The organism is Antrihabitans cavernicola (assembly GCF_008297975.1).
In the GTDB taxonomy this organism is placed as follows: Bacteria; Actinomycetota; Actinomycetes; order Mycobacteriales; family Mycobacteriaceae; genus Antrihabitans; species Antrihabitans cavernicola.
Map to the genome: position 1 here is coordinate 126,722 of NZ_VLNY01000010.1, position 20,623 is coordinate 147,344.

27 protein-coding genes are annotated in these 20,623 nt (G+C 63.1%); 13 read left to right on the forward strand and 14 right to left on the reverse strand.

Annotated elements, in window-relative coordinates:
• Positions 1 to 44: 44 nt before the first annotated feature.
• Entirely contained in the window at positions 45 to 584 is a 540-nt protein-coding gene (locus FOY51_RS19365) for a hypothetical protein (protein WP_235916509.1), read from the reverse strand.
• 200 nt (positions 585 to 784) lie between these two features.
• Here FOY51_RS19365 and FOY51_RS19370 point away from each other — a divergent pair, with 200 nt between their 5' ends.
• Together FOY51_RS19370 and katG are read left to right on the forward strand one after the other, a co-directional pair.
• Positions 785 to 1,216 carry a Fur family transcriptional regulator gene (locus FOY51_RS19370; protein ID WP_149431902.1) on the forward strand — a complete coding sequence of 144 codons (432 nt, stop codon included), beginning with the start codon at positions 785 to 787 and terminating at the stop codon, positions 1,214 to 1,216.
• A gap of 59 nt (positions 1,217 to 1,275) precedes the next feature.
• Entirely contained in the window at positions 1,276 to 3,468 is a 2,193-nt protein-coding gene (katG, locus tag FOY51_RS19375) for a catalase/peroxidase HPI (RefSeq protein WP_187776392.1), read from the forward strand.
• 32 nt (positions 3,469 to 3,500) lie between these two features.
• Here the strand turns inward: katG and FOY51_RS19380 are convergent, their stop codons facing one another.
• Positions 3,501 to 4,094, reverse strand: a complete 594-nt coding sequence (locus FOY51_RS19380; protein ID WP_149431904.1) for a TIGR03086 family metal-binding protein — start codon at positions 4,092 to 4,094, stop codon at positions 3,501 to 3,503.
• A gap of 62 nt (positions 4,095 to 4,156) precedes the next feature.
• On the opposite strand from FOY51_RS19380, the gene FOY51_RS19385 reads away from it, so the two are divergent.
• Complete coding sequence (locus FOY51_RS19385; RefSeq protein ID WP_149431905.1) at positions 4,157 to 5,110, forward strand: helix-turn-helix transcriptional regulator; 954 nt, start codon at positions 4,157 to 4,159, stop codon at positions 5,108 to 5,110.
• Here FOY51_RS19385 and FOY51_RS19390 read toward each other — a convergent pair.
• Positions 5,096 to 5,662 (reverse strand): TetR/AcrR family transcriptional regulator, encoded by a 567-nt coding sequence (locus FOY51_RS19390; protein ID WP_149431906.1) that lies wholly within the window; start codon positions 5,660 to 5,662, stop codon positions 5,096 to 5,098. The two genes, FOY51_RS19385 and FOY51_RS19390, sit on opposite strands and share 15 nt — an antisense overlap.
• 129 nt (positions 5,663 to 5,791) lie before the next feature.
• Here FOY51_RS19390 and FOY51_RS19395 point away from each other — a divergent pair, with 129 nt between their 5' ends.
• The gene (locus FOY51_RS19395; RefSeq protein WP_149431907.1) at positions 5,792 to 7,165 is read left to right on the forward strand and encodes an MFS transporter; all 1,374 of its coding nucleotides are present in this window, start codon (positions 5,792 to 5,794) and stop codon (positions 7,163 to 7,165) included.
• Between the two features lie 56 nt (positions 7,166 to 7,221).
• Here FOY51_RS19395 and FOY51_RS19400 read toward each other — a convergent pair whose 3' ends face one another.
• Together FOY51_RS19400 and FOY51_RS19405 are read right to left on the reverse strand one after the other, a co-directional pair.
• The gene (locus FOY51_RS19400; RefSeq protein WP_149431961.1) at positions 7,222 to 7,914 is read right to left on the reverse strand and encodes a hypothetical protein; all 693 of its coding nucleotides are present in this window, start codon (positions 7,912 to 7,914) and stop codon (positions 7,222 to 7,224) included.
• Positions 7,915 to 7,978: 64 nt separating this feature from the next.
• The gene (locus FOY51_RS19405; RefSeq protein WP_149431908.1) at positions 7,979 to 8,947 is read right to left on the reverse strand and encodes a quinone oxidoreductase family protein; all 969 of its coding nucleotides are present in this window, start codon (positions 8,945 to 8,947) and stop codon (positions 7,979 to 7,981) included.
• Between the two features lie 82 nt (positions 8,948 to 9,029).
• Between FOY51_RS19405 and FOY51_RS19410 the strand changes: the two genes are divergently transcribed.
• Positions 9,030 to 9,476 carry a MarR family winged helix-turn-helix transcriptional regulator gene (locus FOY51_RS19410; RefSeq protein WP_149431909.1) on the forward strand — a complete coding sequence of 149 codons (447 nt, stop codon included), beginning with the start codon at positions 9,030 to 9,032 and terminating at the stop codon, positions 9,474 to 9,476.
• Between the two features lie 65 nt (positions 9,477 to 9,541).
• Positions 9,542 to 9,913, forward strand: coding sequence for a hypothetical protein (locus FOY51_RS19415; protein WP_149431910.1), 372 nt, complete (start codon positions 9,542 to 9,544; stop codon positions 9,911 to 9,913).
• Here FOY51_RS19415 and FOY51_RS19420 read toward each other — a convergent pair.
• Positions 9,897 to 10,286 carry a hypothetical protein gene (locus tag FOY51_RS19420; protein ID WP_149431911.1) on the reverse strand — a complete coding sequence of 130 codons (390 nt, stop codon included), beginning with the start codon at positions 10,284 to 10,286 and terminating at the stop codon, positions 9,897 to 9,899. The genes FOY51_RS19415 and FOY51_RS19420 overlap by 17 nt on opposite strands.
• 31 nt (positions 10,287 to 10,317) lie before the next feature.
• Complete coding sequence (locus FOY51_RS19425; protein WP_149431912.1) at positions 10,318 to 10,746, reverse strand: PaaI family thioesterase; 429 nt, start codon at positions 10,744 to 10,746, stop codon at positions 10,318 to 10,320.
• Positions 10,747 to 10,862: 116 nt separating this feature from the next.
• Between FOY51_RS19425 and FOY51_RS19430 the strand changes: the two genes are divergently transcribed.
• Genes FOY51_RS19430 through FOY51_RS19440 form a run of 3 tightly spaced genes read left to right on the forward strand, consistent with a single transcriptional unit; the run spans position 10,863 to position 13,092 of the window.
• Positions 10,863 to 11,210: an ArsR/SmtB family transcription factor gene (locus FOY51_RS19430; RefSeq protein ID WP_149431913.1), complete on the forward strand. Its 348-nt coding sequence runs from the start codon at positions 10,863 to 10,865 to the stop codon at positions 11,208 to 11,210.
• Positions 11,207 to 11,725, forward strand: a complete 519-nt coding sequence (locus FOY51_RS19435) for an SRPBCC family protein (protein ID WP_149431914.1) — start codon at positions 11,207 to 11,209, stop codon at positions 11,723 to 11,725. The genes FOY51_RS19430 and FOY51_RS19435 overlap by 4 nt, the downstream gene beginning before the upstream one ends.
• On the forward strand, positions 11,722 to 13,092 hold the full coding sequence (locus FOY51_RS19440; protein WP_149431915.1) for an MFS transporter: 1,371 nt from the start codon (positions 11,722 to 11,724) through the stop codon (positions 13,090 to 13,092). The genes FOY51_RS19435 and FOY51_RS19440 overlap by 4 nt, the downstream gene beginning before the upstream one ends.
• A gap of 6 nt (positions 13,093 to 13,098) precedes the next feature.
• Here FOY51_RS19440 and FOY51_RS19445 read toward each other — a convergent pair whose 3' ends face one another.
• Positions 13,099 to 13,455: a CD225/dispanin family protein gene (locus FOY51_RS19445; RefSeq protein WP_149431916.1), complete on the reverse strand. Its 357-nt coding sequence runs from the start codon at positions 13,453 to 13,455 to the stop codon at positions 13,099 to 13,101.
• Between the two features lie 101 nt (positions 13,456 to 13,556).
• Between FOY51_RS19445 and FOY51_RS19450 the strand changes: the two genes are divergently transcribed.
• Entirely contained in the window at positions 13,557 to 14,393 is an 837-nt protein-coding gene (locus FOY51_RS19450) for an SAM-dependent methyltransferase (RefSeq protein ID WP_149431917.1), read from the forward strand.
• Positions 14,394 to 14,399: 6 nt separating this feature from the next.
• On the opposite strand, the gene FOY51_RS19455 is transcribed toward FOY51_RS19450, so the two are convergent.
• Positions 14,400 to 14,735: a hypothetical protein gene (locus FOY51_RS19455; protein WP_149431918.1), complete on the reverse strand. Its 336-nt coding sequence runs from the start codon at positions 14,733 to 14,735 to the stop codon at positions 14,400 to 14,402.
• 102 nt (positions 14,736 to 14,837) lie between these two features.
• Between FOY51_RS19455 and FOY51_RS19460 the strand changes: the two genes are divergently transcribed.
• A complete protein-coding gene (locus FOY51_RS19460) occupies positions 14,838 to 15,143 on the forward strand; it encodes a DUF6191 domain-containing protein (protein WP_149431919.1) in 306 nt (101 codons plus the stop codon).
• Here the strand turns inward: FOY51_RS19460 and FOY51_RS19465 are convergent.
• From FOY51_RS19465 to FOY51_RS19475, 3 genes are read right to left on the reverse strand one after another with little or no spacing between them, the layout of a single operon-like run.
• Positions 15,125 to 15,616, reverse strand: coding sequence for an SRPBCC family protein (locus FOY51_RS19465; protein WP_149431920.1), 492 nt, complete (start codon positions 15,614 to 15,616; stop codon positions 15,125 to 15,127). The genes FOY51_RS19460 and FOY51_RS19465 overlap by 19 nt on opposite strands.
• 43 nt (positions 15,617 to 15,659) lie before the next feature.
• Complete coding sequence (locus tag FOY51_RS19470; RefSeq protein ID WP_149431921.1) at positions 15,660 to 16,451, reverse strand: SCO6745 family protein; 792 nt, start codon at positions 16,449 to 16,451, stop codon at positions 15,660 to 15,662.
• Between the two features lie 9 nt (positions 16,452 to 16,460).
• Positions 16,461 to 17,339: a LysR family transcriptional regulator gene (locus FOY51_RS19475; RefSeq protein WP_149431922.1), complete on the reverse strand. Its 879-nt coding sequence runs from the start codon at positions 17,337 to 17,339 to the stop codon at positions 16,461 to 16,463.
• 119 nt (positions 17,340 to 17,458) lie between these two features.
• Here FOY51_RS19475 and FOY51_RS19480 point away from each other — a divergent pair, with 119 nt between their 5' ends.
• On the forward strand, positions 17,459 to 18,739 hold the full coding sequence (locus tag FOY51_RS19480) for an NAD(P)/FAD-dependent oxidoreductase (RefSeq protein ID WP_149431923.1): 1,281 nt from the start codon (positions 17,459 to 17,461) through the stop codon (positions 18,737 to 18,739).
• Positions 18,740 to 18,804: 65 nt separating this feature from the next.
• A complete protein-coding gene (locus FOY51_RS19485) occupies positions 18,805 to 18,984 on the forward strand; it encodes a hypothetical protein (RefSeq protein WP_149431924.1) in 180 nt (59 codons plus the stop codon).
• A gap of 5 nt (positions 18,985 to 18,989) precedes the next feature.
• Here FOY51_RS19485 and FOY51_RS19490 read toward each other — a convergent pair whose 3' ends face one another.
• The gene (locus FOY51_RS19490) at positions 18,990 to 19,850 is read right to left on the reverse strand and encodes an alpha/beta fold hydrolase (protein ID WP_235916511.1); all 861 of its coding nucleotides are present in this window, start codon (positions 19,848 to 19,850) and stop codon (positions 18,990 to 18,992) included.
• Between the two features lie 40 nt (positions 19,851 to 19,890).
• Positions 19,891 to 20,574, reverse strand: coding sequence for a TetR/AcrR family transcriptional regulator C-terminal domain-containing protein (locus tag FOY51_RS19495; protein WP_149431925.1), 684 nt, complete (start codon positions 20,572 to 20,574; stop codon positions 19,891 to 19,893).
• Between the last annotated feature and the right edge of the window lie 49 nt (positions 20,575 to 20,623).

A 20,623-nucleotide genomic window follows, 5' to 3' on the forward strand; every position in this document is an offset into this window, starting at 1 on the left:
CGAGAGGTGTCGAGCATCAGTGTGCCCTCAGGGGCCGCCCACGTTCAGCTGATCGGGCAATGGACGGTGTAGTCCCAATCGGTGGAGCTTCCGCCGGTCACTCGAACCAGGACGGCCGTGGCTGCACCGGCGGGCACGTTGATCACCACCGATCCGGTGCCTTCATTGATGTCGTCCCCGACGAATCCCGTGTTGTAGAGCAGCGCACCTTGGTAGAAGACCTCGATCTGATCCGGGACGTTGTAGGTCTCGTAACTCAACACGAAGGACAGCGGACCGCCCCGCCCGAGCTGATGCAAGGTTTCGGTGACGCCGTCGTGGCCGGACTGCGTCGACTCGTCGCACTGTTGGGTACTCGGCGACGACGAACCGAGGCCACCGCTGAGGCTGTTGCCGAGAATCCCGATACCGCTCTCGATGATGTCGATACCGCCGTCGACGAGGCCGCTGCCGGTGTCGCTGCTGCCCCCTGAGCTTCCAGGCACCGGTAAGGCGGATGCGACCGCGGGAACGGCGAGCGCCAGTGCGGCAGCCAGCGCCGTCGCCGATGCTACGTTGCGGAGAACAGCATTCCGACTTCTCAACTTGCGCAACATATTTCCTCCGAGGCTAATTGGGCCGAACGTCCAGTGCTCACGTTTCCATCGAGCCTGGTCACCGGCATATCCTTCGTTCGAATGTCAGTCGGTCGAGCCAAGCCGGCAAACGATCGGCCATCTACGCCGCAGAAATTGGGACCCGCAAACTCTTGACTCATTCCAGAAAAGAGCGGCATAGTGTGACCATGCCCACGACGCCGGATTTTGCGCAGCAGCTGCGTACGGCCGATCTGCGTGTGACTCGACCCCGAGTTGCCGTGCTCGAAGCCGTCGGCGAGCATCCACACGCGGATACGGAAGCGATTTTCGGTGCCGTTCGAAGTGCTCTGCCCGACGTCTCCCGACAGGCGGTCTACGACGTCCTGCACGCCCTCACGGCTGCAAGCCTGATCCGCCGAATTCAGCCGTCCGGTTCGACAGCCCGCTACGAGTCGCGGATCGGCGACAACCATCACCACGTGGTCTGCAGGACGTGCGGCGCAATTGCCGACGTCGACTGCGCAGTCGGCACAACGCCGTGCCTGACCGCCGACAACGACCACGGCTTCACCATCGACGAGGCCGAGGTCATCTACTGGGGCGTGTGCCCTGCGTGCTCCACAGTCCAAAGTTTCTGAAAACCGTTATCCCGAAAGGATTCACAGTGTCCGACAGTCCTGACGCCGTAGTTGGAGAAATGAACGACGACAGCGCCGAGAGCCGGTGCCCCATGGCCGGCGCGCGCGCACCGCACCCGACCGAGGGTGGTGACAACAGCGGTTGGTGGCCCAACCGGCTCAACCTGAAGATTCTTGCCAAGAACCCTGCCGTTGCGAATCCGTTGGGCGAAAGTTTCGACTATGCAGCGGGATTCAAAACCCTCGATCTCGCAGCGGTGAAGCAGGACATCGCGAATGTGCTGACGACGTCGCAGGATTGGTGGCCTGCCGACTTCGGGCACTACGGCCCCTTCATGATTCGGATGGCATGGCACAGCGCGGGTACGTACCGCATCAGCGACGGCCGCGGTGGTGCCGGAGCGGGACAGCAGCGCTTCGCTCCACTCAACAGCTGGCCCGACAACGGCAACCTCGACAAGGCGCGTCGGCTGCTGTGGCCGGTCAAGAAGAAGTACGGCCAGAACCTGTCGTGGGCCGATCTGATCGTCCTCACCGGCAACGTTGCACTCGAGTCGATGGGCTTCGAGACGTTCGGTTACGCGGGCGGTCGCGCCGACGTGTGGGAACCGGAAGAAGACGTCTACTGGGGTCCCGAGACCACCTGGCTCGGCGATGAGCGCTACACCGGCAACCGTGAGCTCGAAGAGCCGCTCGGCGCTGTCCAGATGGGCCTCATCTACGTAAACCCCGAGGGTCCCAACGGAAATCCCGACCCGCTCGCCGCGGCCGTCGACATTCGCGAGACGTTCCGACGCATGGCGATGAACGACGAAGAGACCGTCGCCCTGATCGCTGGTGGACACACGTTCGGCAAGGCGCACGGCGCCGGCGACCCGGATGCCCACGTCGGCCCCGAGCCCGAAGGCGCGGCTATCGAGAATCAGGGCCTCGGCTGGATCAGCTCGTTCGGCAGCGGAAAGGGCCGCGACGCCATCACCAGCGGCCTCGAGGTGACATGGACCGCTACCCCGATCAAGTGGGACAACACCTTCTTCGAGACGCTGTTCGGTTTCGAATGGGAGTTGACCAAGAGCCCTGCGGGCGCCCACCAGTGGCAGCCGAAAGACGGCGGCGGCGCCAACACTGTGCCTGATCCGGAGGACGGCACGCTGAACCGTCCGCCGACGATGCTGACCACTGACCTGTCCCTGCGATTCGACCCGATCTACGAGCCGATCTCGCGACGCTTCCTCGAGAACCCAGCCGAATTCGCGGATGCCTTCGCCAGGGCCTGGTACAAACTGACCCACCGCGACATGGGGCCGATCGACCGCTACCTCGGACCCGAGGTCCCAACCGAGACCCTCATCTGGCAGGACCCGGTTCCCGCCGTGGACCACGACTTGGTCGGTGCCGACGACATCGCCGCCCTCAAGAGCCAGATCCTGTCGTCGGGTCTGACTGTCTCGCAACTGGTTTCCACCGCCTGGGCATCGGCGGCATCGTTCCGTGGCAGCGACAAGCGCGGCGGAGCCAACGGTGGCCGTATCCGCTTGCAGCCGCAGAGCGGTTGGGAGGTCAACAACCCCGACGACCTCGCACAGGTCGTGCGCACGCTGGAGGGGATCCAGGAGTCCTTCAACGCCGGCGACAAGAAGGTGTCCTTCGCCGATCTCGTCGTGCTCGGCGGTGCCGCCGGTGTGGAGCAGGCAGCCAAGAACGCCGGTTTCGACATCGAGGTGCCGTTCACGCCGGGTCGAACGGATGCCACCCAGGAGCAGACCGATGTGGAGTCGTTCTCCGCGATGGAGCCCGCCGCAGACGGCTTCCGCAACTTCCTGGGCAAGGGCAACCGCCTGCCCGCTGAGTACCTGCTGCTCGATCGGGCGAACCTGCTGACACTCAGCGCTCCCGAGACGACAGTCTTGGTCGGCGGTCTCCGTGTGCTGGGTGCGAACTACAACAAGTCCGCCGTAGGCGTTCTCACGGACACCCCCGAGTCGTTGACCAACGACTTCTTCGTGAACCTGCTCGACCTCGGCACAACGTGGTCGGCGACCGACGACACGTCGGAGACGTTCGAGGGTCGCGACAGCGCGGGGACGGTCAAGTGGACCGGAAGTCGGGCAGACCTGGTCTTCGGGTCGAACTCCGAATTGCGCGCTCTCGCAGAGGTATACGCAAGCGATGACGCCAAGGAGAAGTTCGTCCACGACTTCGTGGCCGCCTGGGTGAAGGTCTCGAACCTCGATCGGTTCGACATCGCCTGAGTCAGCGCATCACCGCAGTCGCACAGCGTGGGTCACACCCAATTCTGGGCAGAGCGTCCGGACCAGTTGGCCAGGCGTTCGGTGGGCCCTGCCACATGGCGGGGTTCCACCACTGCGGTGAAGGGCGTCCCTGGCACGCGGACCTCTCCGGGCAGGATGGCACGAACCATCACCGCTGTCGGCTCCACCAACGATGGGTCTGCTTCGGAGGGCTGTCCAGTTGCAACGGCGAGGTCCCACCCGTGGACCAGTGCCTCGTTGATGTAGCCCCACAGGGCGACTCGGCCAGGCGCTTGACCCCAGGGCGCAGCAACCGGCTTGTCGAGCAAGGCGGTGTCGGCCCACACCACTTGCGCGCGATCGGCAAGCTGCGCAAAGGTTTTTGCGTCGTACTCGGGGGCGAGAGGTGACACGGCGTCAGGACTGCCGACCTCTCCGATCGCAATGATGCGGCCGACGGTGCCGACCAAGTGCGACGACAACGCGCGCACGTCGAACTCCTCGCAAGGTGTGGGCAAGGTGAGTTGATCTTCACGAACGGCGACGAGCAAGCCTGTCACCCATGCCGTGGCACCGAGATAGATGGGTCGAGGGTCGAGTTGCTGGAGATCGGTTGCTGTAGTCATACGCCCAGTAAACCGATTGAACATGACATCTCTTGTCACCTTTTTCTGGCAATATTTCTGGCATGCGCGCCGACCGACTTCTTGCCATTCTCATGCTGCTGCAGCATCGCAGCCAGTTGACTGCCGACGAGATCGCGGCCGAACTGGAGGTCTCGCGTCGAACCGTCCTCCGCGACGTCGAAGCATTGTCCGCATCGGGCGTTCCGGTCTACACCGATCGGGGGCGGGGCGGCGGGATCCGGCTGATTGCCGGCTATCGCACCGATCTGACCGGACTGACGTTGCTCGAAGCGAAAGCGCTGATGTCGTCAACCTCGGGGCACGTCACATCCCCCGCATTTGCGAGCGCCATGCGTAAGGTCTCGGCGGCTCTGCCGGAACCGCATCGCGCCGAAGCCTCGCGCGCCGCACAACGGATCCTGGTGCGCCCCGACGGATTCGCGTGGCCGCGGATGCCCGAGCCACACCTCGGTGACTTGCAACGCGCGGTGATCGACGGAATCCGGGTGCGGGCTCGCTATCGCAGCCGAACCGCCGACGCCGTCGACCGAGTTCTCGATCCCGTCGGCCTCGTCTATGCCGGCGATCGTTGGTACCTACTTGCTCGACGCAACGACATCGAACGCACGTACCGCGTCTCCAGATTCGAGTCGGTGACGGTGCTGGCCGAGCCCGCTCAGCGACCCGCGGACGTCGATTTGGAGGCAGCGTTTCTGGCGCATCGATCGTCGTTCCGAACCTCCCTGCCGGTCGTCACCGTGAGTTGCGTGGTGCGCGCGGATACCTGGGAGAAACTGTCGCGCAGGGCAGTTCGCACGATCGACTACGACGACGAAGTCGATGGCTGGCATCGGGCCGAATTGGAGTTCTCGAGCGACCAGCATGCGGTCGGCTCGTTGTGGGCTGCCGCACCGGGAGCCGTTGCCCTTGCGCCACAGCGGATCCGGGACGCATTGGCTGATCGATCGGTCGCGGCTGCAGCCGCGTACGGCCGTCCGAGGTCACTCGCCAGGTAAGAGCGCCTCGACAATCCGCCGCGATTGCTGGGCCGGACCGGTCGATCCCATCGACATCGTCGATGCCAGCATTCCCTCCCACACGACGAACAGTTGCCGAGCCAGCGCGACCGAGTCGTCGACATCGAGTCGTTCGGTCACTGCCGCGATACTGTTCAGCAACCACGATTTGGCGGTCACCGCGTTGGCGTGGGCAGACGATGCCGGGTCTGGATATTCGGCCAACGCCATCTGTGCCGGGCACCCGCGGAAATGATCTTGGGCGGCCTGCGCAATCGCGTCGTCGAAGATCGCGAAGATCTGATCGCGGGGTTCGGCCCCTGCGGCCGCTATCGCGCTCGCGAATCGGTCCCGGAATGCGAGATCGACGCCTTCCACATACGAGCCCACCAAGTCGTCTTTGGAAGCGAACTGGCGATACAACGTGGTCGGAGCGACGCCGGCTTCGACGGCAACCAGGTCGACGCCGGTTGCCCTGATGCCCTTCGCATAGAAAAGTTCGCCAGCGACTTTCAGCAGGTGAGAACGGGTTTCGGCTCCACTTCTCGGCATGTCTTACCCTTTCGCCGTTGCGTCGCGTTCGAGCGCTACCTAATGTTGTTAGGGATCGTTCCCTTGCATCCTACGTCGACGCTAGGAATCCCATCGAAAGGATGACCGCATGGAAGCCTCGCAGTCGCGATGACCACTACCTCGCCACTCGCGTCGACCCGCGGACGTTGGATCGTGCTGGCGACCGTGCTCGGATCGAGTCTCGCGATGCTCGACGGATTTGTCGTCAATATCGCCCTACCGAAGATCGGGACCGATCTCGACACGGATGTCGCGGGGCTGCAATGGACCGTCACCGGCTACACGCTGACCTTGGCCGCGTTCATTCTGCTCGGCGGTTCGCTGTCGGATCGACTGGGGCGTCGCAAGGTATTCGTCTGGGGCACAACAGGTTTTGCGATTGCCTCGCTGATGTGCGCGGTGTCGCCCACCGTGCAACTGCTGATCGCCGCGCGTGTTGTCCAAGGTGTGGCTGGTGCCATGGTCACGCCCGGCAGCCTCGCGCTGATCTCGGCATCGATCGATGCCGAAGATCGCGGAGCAGCGGTCGGCCTGTGGTCTGGGCTCGGCGGAGTCGCATCGGCTGCGGGCCCGTTGCTCGGCGGTTGGCTGGTCGAGATCGCAGGCTGGCGCTCGGTGTTTCTCATCAATCTGCCCCTTGCCGCCGCCGTCGTAGCGGTGTCGATGTTGCATGTGCCGGAAAGTCACGATCCCAACGCTCCGGCGAAGCTCGACGTGCTCGGGGCGCTGATCGCGGCCGTCGGCCTCGGCGCGCTGACCTACGGACTCATCGCCGCGACCTGGCCGATATCCGTCGTCGGCGTAGCACTCATGGTTGCGTTCGTCGTGGTGGAACGCCGTTCGGCCCATCCATTGGTGCCGCCGTCACTGTTCGCGTCACGACTGTTCGACGCCACAAACCTGGTCACCTTCGCCGTGTATGCCGCGCTGGGCGGCGGCTTCTTTCTCGTTATCCTGCAGCTGCAGATCGTCTCCGGCTACTCGCCGCTCACAGCAGGTATCGCCACTGTCCCGGTAACGATCCTCATGCTCGTCCTCTCGCCGTCGGCCGGACGTTGGGCGCAACGGCACGGACCTCGGATTCCGATGACCGTAGGACCCGGCCTTGTCGCACTCGGCATGCTCGCGATGGTGCGAATCGGAACCGAAGCGTCGTATCTCGTCGACGTCCTGCCCGGCTTGCTGATCTTCGGGTTGGGCTTGTCGGCGTTGGTGGCGCCGCTGACGACGGCAGTGCTCAGCTCGGTGTCGCCGGAAGAGGCGGGCGTCGCATCGGGGGTCAACAACGCTGTCGCCCGCACCAGTCAGCTGCTGGCCGTCGCGGCACTTCCCGGTCTCGCGGGAATATCCACCTTCACCGATCCGCATGCGTTCGGTCAGGGTTTTCGGATTGCCATGTACATCAGCGCAGGTCTGCTGGTTGCGGGCGGGGCGATCGCATACGCGATGGTCAGCGACCAGCGTTCGCAAGAACCGGTCTGATGAGTTCGTCGACGAGACTCCGCTCGACGTCAAGTACCCGAGTGCGGAAGCGCGGGTCACGCCTCGATCTGCGCGGCGATGCGCCGCTCGAGCTGTGATCGAGCGACGACCGGGAGCACGATCAATCCCTCGAGTTCCTTGCGCGCTTTCATGTACGCGTTCTGCCGTTCCGGCGCGGTCGCGGCGTCGTCCATGGCCAAGTTCAGCAGTCGCTGCGCGCGCGCCAGCCGTTCCTGCTCGATCGGACTGAATCCACTGCGTCGCCGACGCTTGGCCTCGGTTTCGGCGATGTCGAAGGCAATCGCGTAGGCATGCACGGCGTCGCGGTATTCCACCTGCGCGTCACGGTTGCCGACCATCGATTCGGGAGCGTCGGGTCGCAGCAGATCGGCGCGCCGCTTCGTCTTGTGAAAGTCGACGGTCAGCGGCTCACGCATGTCGGTCATCATCGGAAAGTCCAGCAGGGTCACCAAGTTGGTCTCGTAGCCGAACCAGCGAGCGTCCGTCTGATCGTGCTCGTCGACGGCCCTGGCAACGTCCGTGAGCTGTGTCTGCTTGTCGATATGGGTCTGTGCCTTGGCCTGGGCGACGGCGACTTTGGTCTGCTGCTTGATTCGGTAGCGCTCCTGCCGACGTTCTATCCGTCGCGAATTGGCCGCGCTGATGGTTTTCAGCACGGCACCGATGCTGCCTCCGAAGACGAAGACCAGCCACCAGTAGTGCGAAATGAATTCGAACAGCGCGTCCACCTTGTTCATAATGCCCTGAATACGCGCGTGTGTCCGCTGCGGCTCTACGTTTCGGTTATCCCGTTCAGGGCACAACAACGGTTCGCGTGGAACCGGATTCACCTTTCGACCAGGCAGTCTCGATGTCGGACAGCGCCACGATTCGTGTGGCGATTCGGAAGGTGCCCGCATCGATCTCGTCGATGAGTGACGGCAGTTCCGCTAAATAGCCCTGAGTCGAGACAGCGCCTTGTCCGTTGCCGAAGATCCGCAGATTGGATGCCCGCAGCAATTCCGACGGCAGTTCGATAGCAGTTCCGGCAATCGATCCGATCTGAATCCAGTCGAGCGCTTTGCTTCGATCGTTGCGTCCGACCACCAAGGCCCGCATCGCCCGCTGGGCGGGTCGTCCCCATAGATAGTCGATGACGATATCGACGTCGGAACACGCTGACGACAACGCATCTTCGGCGGCCGTTTCGTCATCGACGAGCGGCACCAGAGTGTCCGCACCAAGATCGGCCAGCTCATCGAGACGCGAACGATTGCGCCCAGCCGCGATCACGTGACCAGCACCGAGCCGTCTTGCAACCTGGATCGCCATTGCGCCCGCGTTGCCGGTCGCGCCGAGTACCAACACGGTCTGACCCGGTGTGATCGCCACCCGGCGGCGTAGTGCCACCCAGGACGACATCGCCGGATTCATTGCAGCCGCGATGGCAGGTATGTCGGCACCCTCCGGCAACACCACAGCGCGCCGCATGTCTACGACGGTCTTTTCTGCCATCGGACCGGGAAGGTCGTCGTCCGCAACAAAAAACACTTTGTCGCCGTTGGCAAGTCGGGCGACTCCGTCTATTCCCGGGACCAAAGGAAGGATTCCGTCGCTGGTGTAATGCGATCCAGATGCACCAGATCGGACCCTGGGATGAAGACCGACCGCGAGGACATCGCCGATCTGATGATCCGAGTCCGGAACGTCGGGGATCTCGAAAGTTCCATAGCGCGGGGGTTCGTCGAACGATGTGACGACCGCGGCACGAGTTGTGGACATCGCGGATTCTCCTGTTCGGATTGGTTTGTGTCACCAATCAATATAGTTGGAGTTACAAACCAATGCAAGTATAGTTCTCTGCATGAGTTCGAAAGAGACTGTCGATCTGGGGATTGTCGATGCACTCGCGCAGCTCTCCTTTGCGGTGCAGAACGCGTTGGCGCGCCGGGCCGCCGCCTACGAGCTATCGATGACGCAGGTTCGACTGATGGGCGTCCTGCGCGATCGCACGGCAGGCATGCAACAAATCGCCGGCCTTCTCGAGCTGGACAAGTCCAGCGTCACAGGTCTCGTGGACCGCGCGGTCAAGCGTGGGCTGGTGGTCAAGCAGACATCGACGGATGATCGTCGCGTTTCGCGCGTCGAGCTCACCGCGGAGGGGCACCGCATCGCACGCATGGTCGGCGAGGAATTCGGCGGCGACGTGCTCGCGCTGCTGGCGGGAATCGACGCCGCGGACATCGCGGCTCTTTCTCGGATAGCCAGCGACGTAATCGTCGAGTCGGGACGTCACCCTGCTGTCGAATAGCTGTGCGCGAGTCAGTTTGCCTACAATTCGGAAATGCTGCCGCGACGCGACGAGATCGGAACCTCGTGAAGACTCGTGCCCTGCACACACGGATCCTGATCGGCGCCGCCCAGAACATCGAGCAGCTTGCCAGCAGAGCGCTCGATCTGCTCGGTGCGAGTGCGCGTCCTCCGCAGACCGATCTTGTCAGCGACAGCGCGGATCCCAGTGTTGCAGCTGTACAAAAAGCTCAACGCGCGGCAACGGCATCCGGCGATCACGATTTGGCAGACCGGCTCTCGGTGATCGAACTCGATCTTCGTCGTCAGCAGCGGACGGTCGACGACTCCGTGCTGCCGACACATCGCGGGAGGCTGGCAGCCCACGATGAACTCGAAGACATTCGAAAGCGGTTGCTGGCCAACACTCCCCGACCGTTGCCTACCGATCGGGACTGACGCCCCGGCGCTTCTGCCACAGACCCGCCGCACCGACGCCGACCCACGGCGCGACCACTGCGACCGCTTTGATCGCGCCAGCTCGTCCGACCAGGTGAGCACCACCGATCCCCGCAAGGAGATCGCCGGTATCACTCGCCAGACCTGCTGCGGCCCAGCGGCGGAAGTCATCGCGCGAGCCGGCCGTTCTAGCCACCACGGCTCCGCTGCCGAGCACCAGGTCGCGAATTCCGATCGTGCGCATCAACAACGCGTTCGTACCGTTCGCGGCGTCGTCGCGCGGTAGGACCACGGTGGGCGCCGCGATGAGCACTACACCCACCACGACCCGGGCGGAGGCCAGCAGCAGCGGAAGATCGACGCGCACAGTCACGCCTGCGACCATAGCGCCGCGACCGGTTTGTTCAGTCGGCTTTCGGAGCGAGCACCAATCCTGCCGTCGGCACCACCCGTGCCGACGCCGTAGCCGTGGCGACGATATCGCCGGCAGCGTTGCGAAGCTCCCCCGCCAGGAACGCAATAGTCTTGCCTGCCCGCACGATCCGCCCCTCTCCCACCAACCTTCCTGGCAGCGCAGGCGCGATGAACGAGACGCTGAGATCGATCGTCGCGCAGTAATGCGAGCCCTGCGATTTCACCAGAATCGTCGGGCCCAGCGTGTCGTCCAGCATCGCTGCGAGGAAGCCACCTTGGACCGTCCCGCCCGGATTACAGAATTGTGGACCGGCATCGAATCCAACCTTCACCCATCCGGTCTCTGGATTGTGTTCCGCAAGGCTCCATCCGAGCAATTGCGCGCAAGGTGGCATCGGGAACTCGTCGAAGACAGTCATGGCACTCATCCTCCATGCTTCGAGGTGGCCAGTTCTCGAACAGCGGCAGTATCGACCGAAGTCGACGTTCAACCGATCGGTTGACAATTGCATCGCGGCCGAGCATATTCAACCTTGTGGTTGAACATGCTGAAGATCCGCTGGACGCGGTGTTTCACGCACTTGCGGATCCGACACGACGCGCAATGGTCCGCCGGCTTGCGGACGGCGAGCGCACCGTGGGCGAGCTCGCCGCACCGTTCGACATGACCCTCGCCGCAGCGTCCAAGCACATCAAAGTGCTCGAGCGCGCGGGCCTGGTTCGACGACTCATCACGGGCCGCACCCACCTGTGCCGCCTCGACGCTGCGCCGATTCACGACGGGGTGGCGTGGATGCGCTACTACGAACGGTTCTGGAACGAACGGATCGATGCCCTATCGGCCGCTTTGGACGCCGACGACGAAAAGGACGAAAGACGATGACGGAATACTGCGCCTTCGAGGAACCGAACACCCTGCGCATCGAACGGGACCTGCGCGGCCCCATCGAGAGGGTGTGGCAATTCCTCACCGAGCCCGAAAGACGCAAGACGTGGATGAGTGCAGGAGAGATCGAGCCTCGTGTCGGCGGGCAGGTGGAACACGTGTTTCGCAACGCAGAACTGATCGGCGAAGCCACCGAACCGGTCGACGAATACCGTTTCGGAGGAAGGGTTCTCGCGTACGAGCCGCCGCGATTGCTCGCCTACACGTGGGACAGGGGTTCGGATGTCACTTTCGAACTGACCCCGGTAGGCGACCGCGTTCGACTTGTGGTGACGCACCGTCGCATTGCCGATCGAGACGGCTTGGTCGGATACGGATCCGGCTGGCATGCCCATCTCGATCTACTCGTGCATCGACTCGCGGACGACACACCGACCTACGACTTCCAAGCAGGGATGGCTGCACTGCAAGCCGAGTACGCGCAACGATTCCGCGTCGAGGCACCGTCATGAGTACCGCGATCTCGACACCCACCTCGAGCCGATTCACCGCCCGCCAGCGACTGATCCTGCTCGTCCTCCTCGGCGCCGGATTCATGCTGTCCGTGGACTTTTCGATCCTCAACGTCGCGCTTCCCGAAGTGGGTGCGGGCGTCGGTCTGACCGCAACGGGGCTGCCATGGATCGTCTCTGCTTACGCCCTACCCGCGGCAGGTTTCACGCTGCTGTTCGGTCGAGTCGCCGACCTGTTCGGCAGGCGGAAGGTCTTCCTCGCGGGCATGTCGTTGCTGGTCGCAGCGTCGATACTCGGCGGTGCCGCAGTTACCCCCGAAGTTCTGCTCACCGCCCGCGTACTGCAAGGTTTCGCGACCGCCATGACGATTCCCGCTGCCCTCTCGCTGCTCACCACCACCTTTCCGGAAGGTGCACTGCGCGAGCGAGTCCTCGGGCTGAACGGCGCGTTGCTCTCCGGCGGATTCACGGTCGGTGCACTCGTGGGCGGCACCTTGGTCGGCCTGTTGGGATGGCGGGCCGCGTTCTTCGTCAACGTTCCTGTCGCACTGGCAATCCTGGTCGCGACCCCCTTGCTGCTCGAGGAGAGCGGCGTCGCCGAGCGAATGAAGCTGGACGTGGCAGGAGCTGTGACGGTATCCGGCGGGTTGCTTGCGACGATCTACTCGGTCATCGAACACAGCCTGCCGATGGCGGTCGTCGGTGTGGTCCTGCTCGCCGCCTTCTGGATCGTCGAAACGCGGGCCGCGTCACCGCTCGCTCCCCCTCGTATCCTGGCAAGGCCAAACGTCAAGTGGGGCAACTACGGCGGCCTCGTGACGTTGGCCGCCGAAAGCGGAATCATCTTCATGACGACGCTGTACCTGCAGAAAGTCCTCGAGCTGTCTCCGTTGATCACCGGTTTGGTGTTCGGTGTCCCCGGATTGACCGCGGTAGCGGCCGGACCCATCGCCGGACGCCTTGTCGGACGATTCGGTAGCCGCCGAGTGCTGGCGGTCGCCCTGTTCGTCCAAGGACTGGCGACTGTTCCGCTCGCCCTCCTCGGCGCCGACCGCGCAGCTCTCCCAATTCTGTTGGGGGCGTTGTTCGTGGGGTTCTTCGGTCACGTCACCGCGATCGTCGCGTACACCGTTACCGGGACTACGGGGTTGCAGGACCACGAACAGGGTTTGGCCACCGGACTCACGTCGATGACTCAACAGGTGGCGGTGACGATCGGTGTCCCGATTCTCAGTTCGATCGCCGCAACGCAGCACGGTGAACTCACCGGGATTCACCTCGGGACGACCGTTGGCGCAGTGACGATTCTTGTGAGTGCGGCGATCGTCTGGTTCAGGCTTCGGTCAGCGCCATCGCCGACTGAGTGAGGTCCGCTACCAGTTGGAACTCGTTCCGGTGTCGTCGATTCCGTTCACAACGGCGACAATCAGAATGATGTAGAAGAGAACGAAGAGGATCATCGCTGCGGCGAAGATCGCGAGCGAGATCTGACCCAACTTCTTCGTCCGGTCCGAGGCGTACTGCGCTCCCGCGAAGTCACCCTGCGCCCATCGTGGATACACGTTCAGCGCATGTGTGAACGCGGAGAATGCCAAGGGCCAGAAGAAGACCACACTCGCCACAGCCCAGCCCGCGTTCGACTTGGGTGGCGGTGGCGGCAAGAACTGCTGCTGGCTGTATTGCCCCGCGGGGTACTGCGGTCCCCCCTGGTACGGCGCCTGTTCGCTCATCGGTCCCCCTGTGTTCTCGGAATTCGTCGTTACACCGTACTCGAGAGCGACCGAAATGTCGGTAGCGCCGCCGCCCGTGACAATCTCGCTATCGTGTGGGAATGACCGAAGAGTCGCTCGACGGCGTCGCACGGACCGCCCTCGGTGTCGCAATGGCCCGAGCCAGAGAGAGCGAACGCCCGGACCGCATGTTCGACGATCCCCTTGCCGCCGTGTTCGTGAGTGCATCGGGAGATTCCGTCGGCCGCAACATCGACGCACTCGCGCCCGAGGCGCGGCAAGCCGTCGTGGCGATGTATCACTGGGTCACTGCCCGGACCCGGTTTCTCGACGGCGTCTGCGCCGCCGCGGTCGATGACGGCCTCGACCAGGTGGTGATCGTCGGCGCCGGTCTGGACACCCGCGGCTTCCGACTCGGCTGGCCGGCCGATCTCGATCTCTTCGAGATCGACCGAACCGACATCTTCACGTTCAAGGAGAAGGCGCTCGACGACGCGTCCGCCCGTCCGACTTGCCGACGCCACGTCGTTGTCGCGGACCTGATGAACGACTGGGACACAACGCTGGCCGATGCCGGATTCGACAATGCTCGACGTACGTTGTGGCTCGCCGAGGGCCTGTTCGTCTATTTCCCGGCAGACGACGTCAGACGCTTGCTGACCACGATCACCGAACTCTCGCCACCCGGCTCGCGCTTCGGCGTGACCACCCGGAGTGTCGATGCGTCCACTGCCACACCGATTTCCAACGATCCGCACGCCGCGGTGCGGGCACTCTGGCACCACACAGAGTTCGAAATAGTCGACTGGCTCTCCGAGAACGGTTGGGAACCAACGGTTACCGATCCACGCGATGTGCTGGTCGAAGCAGGGCGCATCGCACCGAGTGTCGTCAACCCTGTCGGCAGACCGCGGCTAGTTTCGGCTCTTCGGAGCTGACGCGACTTACGATTCAATCATGTTCTGATCCAGCGGTTTCGGCAGCTGGGCGTGATGGTCGTCGAACTTGTCCCACCGCCGATCATGTCGCCGATCCAGGCGAGCATCTTCTCGCTGCTGATCGATGGCGGCCGACATCACCGCTGCAGCACAGTCGCGAGGCGACAGGTCGACTTGCGTCGATCCGCCTGTCGGAGAATGAATCACACAGACGACGGTGTCGGCCGGAACCGATGCGACGGCCGTGGTGGTTGCTGCCGAAGCAGCTGCTGTCACGATTACGGCGACAGCGAACGAATGCGCGATGATCCGGCCGCGGCCCGGCACTTTCCTGATGTTCATACCTTCCGAAAGTACTGCGGGACAACGCCGGACAGGCTGATCGACCGATGACGAAAGCGTGACGGACGTGCCTCGCTGCTGCCGCGACGGTAGTATGGCCTCATGGCAACCGCTCTAGGTCTGAGCCTTCCGCTCGGCGTCCTGGTGCTTTTGGCAGTCGGCGGCTTCGAGCTACGTAGAAAACGAAGAAGCCAACTGAGATCGACACTGTCCGCCACATATGTCGACGAGCTCACGGCCCTCTTCTACGGCAGCAAACGCATGGAGCTCGACCATCGAGACTCGACGTCGATGCTTCGAGACGACGACTCCGACGGCGCCCCACGGCAGATGGATATCGACTTGGACCGCGGGACTGCAGCTCTATCGGCGAGCTCGCTGCCTGACGATCAGCGAAGGGCCTCGTAGTAGCCCTGCTGAGCCGGGTAGTAGTCGTCGAAGCTCGGCAGCGGCGCGCCATCGCGCGAGGCCACGAGATTGTCGAGGTAGTACTCCCATCCCGGCCCGATTTCGCCGAGTCCCTCTCGATCCGATCGATGCTGGATCAGCACCAACGTGGTGGTCTCGCCACTCTGCTCGAGCTCGAGTTCGAGCTTCCAGCCGCCACTCTCGCCGCTCGTCGAGAGAGCAAGGTGCCGAGGTGCAGCACAGACGTCGACGCGCATGTCCATCCACGGTGCACCCTCTTCGAAGCGCATCTGTACTCGAATCGACTTGCCCGCGCCGCTCTCGCCCTCCCAAGCTCCGAACCACTGTGCTGTGCGGTCGGATTCGGTCACGCTCGCCCACACATCGTCGATGTCGGCGTGAAAGGTACGAGGTATCTCGAGATCGAAGCCTGTCGCGGTGGCGCGTAAGCGGCCGGTCGGAATCGGTGTCATGCTTCGGCTTCCTTCAATTCGTGCTGAACGAGTTTGCGATTGCCTACATTCGGGCGTTCTTCGCCGGGTTCTTGTCGAGCTGAATCGACGCGTTCTCGGGCATCGCTGCGCCCATCGCGGTCAAGCCCGCCTCCAGCGCGTCGCCCTCTGATTCCGTGAGAACTCCGTAGACCGGCGTGATCAGCCGCGCCGTCAGCTCGTCGGCTTGGTCGAGAACTCGCTGTTCCTCATCCGTTCCGGTCGGAAGGCTCTCCGCCGAGTAGCCGAAAGCCTGCCAGAAGTCCGGGCGCCGAACACCGTGCGCGATCTTCGGACTCAGGCCCGACGTGACGACCGACATCAGATGCACGCCGCCCTTGAACTCACGTAGAACGGCGATCAGCTGCATTGCGCGCGCAGGAAGATCTTCGGCAAGCGGCTCAACCGAGAGGCCGGCGTACAGCGCAAGTCCGGCAGGATCAACAGCATTGCTCACCTTTTCGGCCGCATCGCAAAAGGCTTGGAGATTATCGACATTCGCGAAATTGCGCCGACCGAACTCGCCGCACACCTCGAAGTACAAGGTACCGGCTTCGCGGGGCGAGAGGCTGCTCCGCTTCTGCGCCGTGATCCACATCTTTTCGATCAACCCGGGCTCGAAATAGCCGAACGCTGCCGCCACGACGGACGGTTCGACGTTTCCGAGCACGCCGCCACGGCCCAGGAAGTACAGCCGGAAGATGTCGAGCCCGTGCTCCTGCGCAACTGCACCGGTCTCTGGAACGAAGTAGTACGCCGAGCCGAAGGCACCGATTTTGGCGGAGGCAGAGGACACGAGATCGGCAGTAGTCGTCACAATCGCACCCTAGCCGGTCTGTCGGTGTGGCGTCGGCGCGGTCATGAACGCAATCAATTCCTCCACCAAGATCGACCGCCCAGCGCCTGATCGAGTCACTGCAGACACCGGAATCCGCAGCCTGCCACCGGCTTCGCGCATACAGGAGATTCCGGTCGCGGGAGTCTCCGCGTAGATCACCGTCCACGCGTCCGGATAGCTGATGAGTTCCATGGTCGCCGTGTGATCGCTGGGGATCGGCGCACCGTACATCGGTGTCGCCCCGATCTTCTCGAAGCTCTCGCGAATGACCTTGTGCAACAACACCTGTTCGAATGCCGGCGGCATCAGCAGCGGATAGTCGGCGAGATCACCGAGATTCACGGTCTCCGACTGCGCAAGCGGGTGCGTTGCTGCCGTTGCGACTATCAGATCCTCGACCCAGAGTTGCTTCACCTGCAGGTCCGCCCTGTCGATATGGCCTCGGATCAGCGCGACATCCGCATCGCCGCTCGCGACCGCGTCGATGCGGTGATGAAAGCTTTTGATCACGAACTCGACTTCGGCGTCCGGATGTCGGGCGCGAATGTCTGCGATTGCCGACAGCGATCTTGCCGCGAAGGACATGTTCGCCGCGAGGCGGATTCGGCTTCCGGGGGCCCGCACGGCAGAGTAGATCATCGTCTGCAATCCCAGCATCTGCTGCGCGAGTGGCAGCAGGCGCAGGCCCGCATCGGTAGGTGTCACCGCCCTCGTCGACCTGTCGAAGAGAGTGGCATCGAGGTCGCGCTCCAACCGGGCGATCTGGTGGCTGATCGCCGATTGTGAAATGAAACATCGTTGCGCTGCCCTGCTGAAGCTGAGCTCTTCACTGACGGCGACGAAGTACGTGAGCTGGCGTAACTCCATGCGACCATCCTATTCATGAGCGAAGCAGATAAGTGCTATCTGAATAATGCGCTTGTCAAAGACTTCTTTCGCTACTTGTATGGGTATTGGTTATAAGTCATAGAAAGGGGTGGCTCGTCATGGACGCCACGGAAGTAGTGATCGTCGGTTCGGGATTCGGTGGGCTCGCGGCTGCCAAGCAGCTGTCCAAATCGGATATCCCCTACGTCCTGATCTCCAGCACCCCTGAACACCTCTTTCAGCCGCTGCTCTACCAGGTGGCGACCGGCGTCCTGGAGGCTCACGAGATCGCGCCGAACATCGCGAAGGTCCTCCGGCGCCGCGACGAGGCCGACGTACGCGTCGGAAATGTCGTCGACGTCGACGCGGATCGCCGTGTGGTCACCTACGCGGCGGACGGCGTCAAACACTGCGTGCAGTACAAGCACCTCATCGCGGCAACCGGCGCATCGCAGGCGTACTTCGGCCACGACGAGTTCCAGGAACACAGCTACGCGCTGAAGACTATCGACGACGCGAAGAAGCTGCGTACCCAGATCAAGTCGGTATTCGCGCAGGCCTCGTCGACGGGCGACCAGGAACTACGTCGGAAACTGCTCAGCTTTGTCGTCGTCGGCGCGGGCGCAACAGGCGTCGAGGTTGCAGGGCAGATCAAGGAACTTGCGAAACGGTACTTCCACCAAGAAGTTTCGGTTCACCTGGTGGAGGGCGCCGATGAAGTGCTGCCGCCGTTCGGCGGGCGGCTCTCGGAATACTCCAAACAATCGCTCGAACGCATCGGCGTCGATGTGCAATTGGAAACGTTCGTGACGGCGATGGACGCCGACGGTGTCACGGTAAAGAGCAAGGACGGCACGTCCAGGGATATTGCCGCAGCGACCGTCGTGTGGTCGGCGGGGGTTCAAGCGGGCGGATTCGCTCGTGTGCTCGCCGACGCAACCGGATGCGAGACGGATCGGGCAGGACGGTTGCTCATCAACCGCGACCTCACCGTCGGCGGTTACGCGAACATCTTCGCCGTAGGCGACATGACATCGCTGTTGGGCTATCCCGGTCAATCTCCGGTCGCGATGCAGGAAGCACGGCACGCGGCCGACATCATCCGGCGCAAGAAGAACCCGGGAGCCCGATTCACCTACTGGGACAAGGGCAGCATGTCTGTCATCACGCGATTCAGCGCAGTCGCCAAGGTGAACAAGTGGATCCAGTTCAAGGGCTTCGTCGCGTGGCTGGCGTGGCTCGGAGTCCACCTGTTCTACCTCGTCGGATTCCGGAATCGCTTCGCGGCAGTTGCATCGTGGCTGGTCGCGTTCATCGGGACCAAGCGACCAGGTTTCGCGGAATTGGACGACAAGGCAGGTCGAGCCTCAGACAGCTACGACGAGCGGCTGGCTAGCTAGCGCGAGGTCCAGTGCCGATCGGCGAATCGGTAGCGAGAGTTCGACCGGTGTGCCACGCTCGGGGTATGTCTGATTCGGATGGTCTCGACTGGTGGTATTGCGTCAAGCATCAGAAGCCCGAACACGGAAACGTCTGCGGCACGCGGGATCGCCTCGGTCCGTTCCCTGACGAAGCGACCGCGGCGCGCGCGCCGGAAATCGCCAGGGAGCGAACCCGTATCGCAGACGAATACGACGCCCAGTAGAGCGATCAGGCGCCGAGGAACGGTGCGAGCGCGGCAGCGACGGCTGTCGGGTTTTCCACGTGCGGGTAATGGCCGGTCGCCGGATCATCATCGAGCACAACGATCTTCGCCTGCGGCAGCCGTTCCCGCAGGCGCGGCAACACGTGTCTGCCACTGATCGGATCGACCGGCCCCCACACGAAGAGTGTCGGACCCGGGTACGACTCGTGTGCGTGCTGCCATCGTTGCGCGTTGGCCTTGCGTTCGCCGATGTAGCGCATCAACGGGTGCTGGACGCGAATGCCGTCGTTGCTGCTGGTCGACCGCCACATTTCGTGGAAGTCCTCGTCGGAGATCGGTCGCCCCAAGGTCTTCCGCAATGATGCCCGGTACGACGTCTCAGTCATGCCACGGACGAGAATCGAGCCGATCGGGCTGAGAATCACCCGCTGAATCAGTAAGGGCCGGTACAGGTCCGAATACAGGCCGCCGTTCAGCCAGGCCATGCGTGAGACACGGGCCGAGTCGCGAGCGAGCAGTTCCTGAGCAACGCTGACGCCATAGTCATGCGCAACGAGGGCAGTACCGGTGATGCCCAGATGCGTCCACAGCGATTCGACGATCGTCGCTTGCTCGGCGATTCGATAGTCGTGGCCTTGCGGCTTGTCGGACGCACCGAAACCCAGGAGATCGAGCGTCGTGACCCGGCAACCGGCTTCGACCAACGCCGGCACGATCGGCTCCCAATCGTGCGAGGACGTCGGAAAGCCATGCACCAACGTCACGGGACGCCCGTCGACCGGACCGTCCTGCCGGTAGAACACCCGGTGCCCTGTCAGCGTCGCGTGCTCGCCGCCCGCGATCCATTCATCCAATGACGACAACATCCGCACTCCCCCATTGTGGTCTCGAGCAGGAGACTTCCAGTTACCGGGCCAGGCTTTCCGAGTCCAGCGTGAGTGCCCGCTCCAGACCGTCGAGAATCAACTCCAAGCCGAACCCGAACTCGTCGCTGTAGCTGTAACCAGGCTTCAGCACGTGCTCGACCGTGAGCTCGGTGAGATGCGGATACTCGCCCGACGAAAACTGCGCCATGATCGCTGCCGCGACGTCCGCGGCTTCCTCTCCGGTATCGAACGGTAGCGCAACCTCTTGCATCGCAAAGCCGTAGATGTAGCTGTCCAAGGCCGAGAAAGCATGCGCAGCAAGGACTACCGAGAAGTCGGCATCGCGCAGGGTGCCGATCACGGCGTCGTGATGTTTCAGCGTTGCTACTCCAGGTGTGGTGCGGGTTTCCATCAACGCCGTCGCCCACGGGTGGCGCAGCATCGCATTGCGCATCGAAAAAGCGCGCGCTCGCATTTGCGCCTTCCAACCACCATCGCCGTTCGGTAACTCGACCTCGGCAAAGACAGCATCGATCATACCGTCGAGTAGGTCGACCTTGTTGGAGACGTGGTTGTACAACGACATCGCCTCCACGCTCAGCGACTCACCTAGTTTGCGCATGGTGAGGGTGTCGATCCCGTTCGCATCGGCCAGAGCGACGCCTGCTGCGACGACTTTCGCGCGGTTCAGTCTGACCCGCGCTTCTGGCTGCTGCCCCGCCATACCCACTCCCTTCGACGCCTTGACAGAACTTACATCGTAAGTGGCATAC

Excerpts from the sequence above, each read along its gene's own strand:
- FOY51_RS19370 (WP_149431902.1), top strand. The coding sequence starts at position 785 with ATGCCCACGACGCCGGATTTTGCGCAGCAGCTGCGTACGGCCGATCTG.
- katG (WP_187776392.1), top strand. The coding sequence starts at position 1,276 with ATGAACGACGACAGCGCCGAGAGCCGGTGCCCCATGGCCGGCGCGCGC.
- FOY51_RS19380 (WP_149431904.1), bottom strand. The coding sequence starts at position 4,094 with ATGACTACAGCAACCGATCTCCAGCAACTCGACCCTCGACCCATCTAT.
- FOY51_RS19385 (WP_149431905.1), top strand. The coding sequence starts at position 4,157 with ATGCGCGCCGACCGACTTCTTGCCATTCTCATGCTGCTGCAGCATCGC.
- FOY51_RS19390 (WP_149431906.1), bottom strand. The coding sequence starts at position 5,662 with ATGCCGAGAAGTGGAGCCGAAACCCGTTCTCACCTGCTGAAAGTCGCT.
- FOY51_RS19395 (WP_149431907.1), top strand. The coding sequence starts at position 5,792 with ATGACCACTACCTCGCCACTCGCGTCGACCCGCGGACGTTGGATCGTG.
- FOY51_RS19405 (WP_149431908.1), bottom strand. The coding sequence starts at position 8,947 with ATGTCCACAACTCGTGCCGCGGTCGTCACATCGTTCGACGAACCCCCG.
- FOY51_RS19410 (WP_149431909.1), top strand. The coding sequence starts at position 9,030 with ATGAGTTCGAAAGAGACTGTCGATCTGGGGATTGTCGATGCACTCGCG.
- FOY51_RS19425 (WP_149431912.1), bottom strand. The coding sequence starts at position 10,746 with ATGACTGTCTTCGACGAGTTCCCGATGCCACCTTGCGCGCAATTGCTC.
- FOY51_RS19435 (WP_149431914.1), top strand. The coding sequence starts at position 11,207 with ATGACGGAATACTGCGCCTTCGAGGAACCGAACACCCTGCGCATCGAA.
- FOY51_RS19440 (WP_149431915.1), top strand. The coding sequence starts at position 11,722 with ATGAGTACCGCGATCTCGACACCCACCTCGAGCCGATTCACCGCCCGC.
- FOY51_RS19445 (WP_149431916.1), bottom strand. The coding sequence starts at position 13,455 with ATGAGCGAACAGGCGCCGTACCAGGGGGGACCGCAGTACCCCGCGGGG.
- FOY51_RS19450 (WP_149431917.1), top strand. The coding sequence starts at position 13,557 with ATGACCGAAGAGTCGCTCGACGGCGTCGCACGGACCGCCCTCGGTGTC.
- FOY51_RS19455 (WP_149431918.1), bottom strand. The coding sequence starts at position 14,735 with ATGAACATCAGGAAAGTGCCGGGCCGCGGCCGGATCATCGCGCATTCG.
- FOY51_RS19460 (WP_149431919.1), top strand. The coding sequence starts at position 14,838 with ATGGCAACCGCTCTAGGTCTGAGCCTTCCGCTCGGCGTCCTGGTGCTT.
- FOY51_RS19465 (WP_149431920.1), bottom strand. The coding sequence starts at position 15,616 with ATGACACCGATTCCGACCGGCCGCTTACGCGCCACCGCGACAGGCTTC.
- FOY51_RS19475 (WP_149431922.1), bottom strand. The coding sequence starts at position 17,339 with ATGGAGTTACGCCAGCTCACGTACTTCGTCGCCGTCAGTGAAGAGCTC.
- FOY51_RS19480 (WP_149431923.1), top strand. The coding sequence starts at position 17,459 with ATGGACGCCACGGAAGTAGTGATCGTCGGTTCGGGATTCGGTGGGCTC.
- FOY51_RS19485 (WP_149431924.1), top strand. The coding sequence starts at position 18,805 with ATGTCTGATTCGGATGGTCTCGACTGGTGGTATTGCGTCAAGCATCAG.
- FOY51_RS19490 (WP_235916511.1), bottom strand. The coding sequence starts at position 19,850 with ATGTTGTCGTCATTGGATGAATGGATCGCGGGCGGCGAGCACGCGACG.
- FOY51_RS19495 (WP_149431925.1), bottom strand. The coding sequence starts at position 20,574 with ATGGCGGGGCAGCAGCCAGAAGCGCGGGTCAGACTGAACCGCGCGAAA.